We start from the raw sequence: 4090 nt of genomic DNA on the forward strand, positions 1-4090 counted from the left end.
ATCCGGTAGCATCGGTGTAATTAGATAGTTAATCTAGGAGTCAGGAGTCAGAACTCAGGAGTCAGGAGAAAAGAGAATTTAGAAAGATTTGCTCTTTAGGTGAAGATGAAAATTTTTTTATACCGAATTAAGCGGATTTGATATCAAGCCTTAAATGTTACTTTAAGAAAATGGTAGGATGCTAATTTTTCAAAGCTTGACATTAAAAATCTATTCCACTACTTTAAACTTGAAGCTCTAGTAGGGTTAGTTGGGCGGGCTTATGACTGTAATTTTCCTGCTTTACAAATACAAACATTTCCCCTGAAGATTCACTTTATTAAGTGGTTTCTTAGATTTAATTTAACAATTATTTTTAAAAAGAGGAATAGTATGATCACTGAATTTTCATCTTTACTTAGTTTTCACAAAAACGTGAAAAATACTTAATTTGTAAAAAGCTGATTAATTTTTTTCTGATAATTAGCAAATAATATAAGAAGGATTTTAGATTTAGAATGAAGGAATGAGGCGATCGCTATAGCAACATAAAATGATTCGTGAAAAAAAACCATATTGGTTTCCCAACCCAAGTAAAAATGGGGTTTGGAGACTAAACCTCTACAATAAAATATTGCAACTTTTTAATTAGGAGAAAAATATGAATAAAATTCAAGGTTCTGTAATTATTTTATTGAATAGCAATAATGAAATTTTGCTGGTACTTAGAGATGATAAAGAATCTATTCCATTTCCTAATACCTGGAATTTATTAGGAGGAATTTTAGAAAATAACGAATCTCCAGAAGAATGTATCCGTAGAGAAATAAGAGAAGAAATAGAAATTGAATTAGGAAATATTAACTTCTTTCAAAAGTACAATATTTACGATCGTGAACATTATGTTTTCTGGAAACAAATAGATTTAGACTTAACGGAAATTCAACTTAATGAAGGTCAGCGTTTAGCTTATTTTACTAAAGATGAATTAGACCAAAATCAACTGGCATTTCAATGTAACAAGATTTTGAATGATTTTTTTGTCCAGGTGTTATGGCCTCAGTTTGGTAGATAAATTGGTAGTCCTGCATATTCAATAATTGATAATTGATAATGGATAATTGATAATTACCTCTCCCTAAAACGGATAGGATTGAATAAAATGGCGAAGATATATTTTTTGTAATTTCTTCCCATATTCCCCTACTACCCTGACTCCTTAAAAAAACTTTTTCAGCAAACCCTAGAATATCTCTTAGGCCATCGAACAGTGCTATATAGGAATGTGCGCTGGCATATTTACAAATTACAAGAACTGTCCAATAGCTAAAAGTCTTATATTATCAGTTTTTATTCCCTCTGTTGCCTGTTGCCTGTTGCCTGTTGCCTGTTGCCTCCGCACAGTGCTATACATACAGCAAATAAAGCCATATAAAGCCAACAAACACAATCATTGGGAGCAGCACTCTCCCTAACAAGAGTAACTTTTTACGCTGTGGTTCATTATTTCTAAACTTGTCGCTAGACCCTACTGTTACTAGGGTTAATTTTAACCCAAATAAGAGGTAAACTAAATAAAAAGCATAGTCAAGAGCAACAACATAACCAACTCCATCAGGCAGAGCATCTAGTAAACTCAAATGGTAAAATACAACCGCTAGTAATAGCCCACTCAATAACTCCGCTGAGAGTAGATCGAAAGGCAAAAACAAAAACTGATATGCCACAGCAATAAAAAACCACAGAGGCAGCAAATTTTTGATACTGAAACTGAGTAATTTCCTTTTAATATCAATAACAGCATTAAACTGGGAGTATTCTAAATTTGACTTAGTGTCGATCAATTGCCGATAGCCTAGTGTAGAATCTTTTACTAAAGTATTCTGGAAAAAAGTTATTTTTGTAGGTGTCCAAGAGGTAATTTCTTGAAAAACTTTTTGTTTCCATTGGCTAAATAATTCCTCTTTAGTAATATCTTGCATACCAATTAAGTCGATAGCATAAATCAATCGATCTCTTGTTAGCTCTGTATGTCGAAACCTTACACTTAAATGCTGTTTATCAAAGGGGTAATTGTGAAAATCAAACTTTTCGTGAAAATCGGCTTTAACCCTATATATTTTATACTTAACTCCATTTTCTTCTCCACTTTGTATCGGTTTTCCGATAGTTAACTTTTGTCCAGAGGTTAAACGATCAAGCCCATAGTTGCTAAACTCAATTCGATCAGGATTCAGATTACCTTGATATCTAAACCACAAATAAAAATCGACAACATAGGTTGAACTTTTCTCATCTAGATAGTTAACTTCGTTGATGTCAAGACCTACATAAACAATGTCAGTTTTTTTCCAGTATTGCTGCCACACTTTTAAAATCCTCCCACTAGCAATTTTTGCCTCTGAATTTAAAATTGCCTTGATATTGGGAATTATTTGTAGTTGGGTAAAAGCTGATACCATCTGACGATGGTCAAAGATTCCCACACTAGGAGGAAAAGTAACAGTATTATTCCTATTAAAGTAAAATCTTCTCATTCCTGTTTTGACAGCAGTATCGGGACTGTCAATCCGAAGCAAACCCTCTCTAACCCTCAAACGATCTTTTTTAATATCTTTGCCAGTAAAAGCTGATTTGGCTGAATCTTTCTCCGTTAACAGAGTGCGATGAATAGCTTCGATAGCTGCGATAGTAGCATCATAGTAAGAAGCAGCAGTCCAACCGGGAGCAATTTTGTAAACCTCTGCAAATGTTTTCCTAAATTCTTGAGTTCGATCATTAGCCACGTAATACATAATTGGTACTGTGGCATAAAGGTCGTTGCTAAAGAAGCCTGGAGTTTCTCTTTCTTCAGGAAGGTCAGTAAAAGATTGAGCAAAACCTACATCACCTATATCATCACCACCAAATAGGGATAAGTTCAGATTGCGATTTTTGATTTCCCGGACTAAGTTAGTCGCTTGCTCGCGATTAATGGCTAAGACAATTGCTTCTGGAAGTCGATTAGACTCTTTGAGTGCCAGCAATTGCTGAATAATTATCTCATCTGTAGCTTGGCTCTGGTTTTCTGGTAGTTGCCACTGAGCTACTATCTCTCCTCCTAATTCCTGAAAAGATGTTTCAATATTTTTACCTAAGTTTAAACCATAAGCATCGTAGCCACGAATAATACTAATTTCTGAATATCCTAGAACTTTTCTCAAGTAAGTAGCGATAAATTTGCCTTGAAAGCTGTCGTTAAAAATTGTGCGGAAGTACCACTCATTACCAGCGGTTACTGCATCAGCAGTTGCTGAACCACTAATTGCGGGAATTCCAGCGGCTTGATAAATTTTTCCGGCTGCCAGAGATGCACTACTAGAATAGTGACCTATAACGGCGATCGCTGGAGATTGGACAATCTCTCTAGCTACTTTCTCTGCTACATCTATTTTCCCTTGGTCATCATAAATTTTTAGTTGCACTTTCCTGCCTTCAATTCCGCCAGCTTTATTTACCCGATCAATGCAGAGTTGTGCCCCTCTAATGATAGATTGACCAACTCTTTCTGTCACTGCTCCAGCATTGCTTAAGGGAGCAGCGATCGCGATCGTTATATTTTTTTGATTTTGTTCCTGAAGGTTAGTAGTAACTATAACTGCCATCACCGTTAAGAACATAGTTAGCAGCCAAATTATCATTTTTTTCTTTAGGCTCATTTTCCTCTAGATTTCTCTAAACATTTTCTTATCCATTCATCTCATCGGTGGTGAATCAGTAAAGTATAGGAAAGCTAGTCAAGTCACACCAATTTTCAGCAACTCTTGATTAATTCAAAGTTGTAATTTACAGCAGATTTCGGGCAAATGATGTACAAGGTAAATGGTGAAAATATTGCAGTGAGGCAATCTAGCCATCTTCGGACTGTACCTCACGGGCAGTGGAAAGTGCTGTATGATCGGAGGACGTAGAAAAATAAATAGCGCTCAGACGGCTTTTCAAAGCTTAACTTCCCTGGCGGGAAGTCCCGCGCTCTCCCGTTGGCGGAGGATGGTGGCGGCAGCTATTAGGGGAGCGGAGGGATGGGAAAGCCAGGGCCTTGAGTCGGATATCTCCACAAATAAAACCTTCC

The 4090-nt window shown here is 36.2% G+C and carries 2 protein-coding genes; one reads left to right on the forward strand and one right to left on the reverse strand.

The window, feature by feature from the left end:
* The first annotated feature begins 640 nt into the window (after nucleotides 1-640).
* Nucleotides 641-1054, forward strand: a complete 414-nt coding sequence (locus tag F6K54_RS41515; RefSeq protein WP_293090333.1) for an NUDIX domain-containing protein — start codon at nucleotides 641-643, stop codon at nucleotides 1052-1054.
* Between the two features lie 331 nt (nucleotides 1055-1385).
* On the opposite strand, the gene F6K54_RS41520 is transcribed toward F6K54_RS41515, so the two are convergent.
* Nucleotides 1386-3659: an ABC transporter substrate-binding protein gene (locus tag F6K54_RS41520; RefSeq protein WP_293090334.1), complete on the reverse strand. Its 2274-nt coding sequence runs from the start codon at nucleotides 3657-3659 to the stop codon at nucleotides 1386-1388.
* Nucleotides 3660-4090: the final 431 nt, after the last annotated feature.

The organism is Okeania sp. SIO3B5, assembly GCF_010692555.1.
Lineage (GTDB): Bacteria > Cyanobacteriota > Cyanobacteriia > Cyanobacteriales > Microcoleaceae > Okeania.

What these genes read in the sequence shown, in the direction of transcription:
- F6K54_RS41520 (WP_293090334.1), bottom strand. Translation starts at nt 3,659, where the DNA reads ATGATAATTTGGCTGCTAACTATGTTCTTAACGGTGATGGCAGTTATA.
- F6K54_RS41515 (WP_293090333.1), top strand. Translation starts at nt 641, where the DNA reads ATGAATAAAATTCAAGGTTCTGTAATTATTTTATTGAATAGCAATAAT.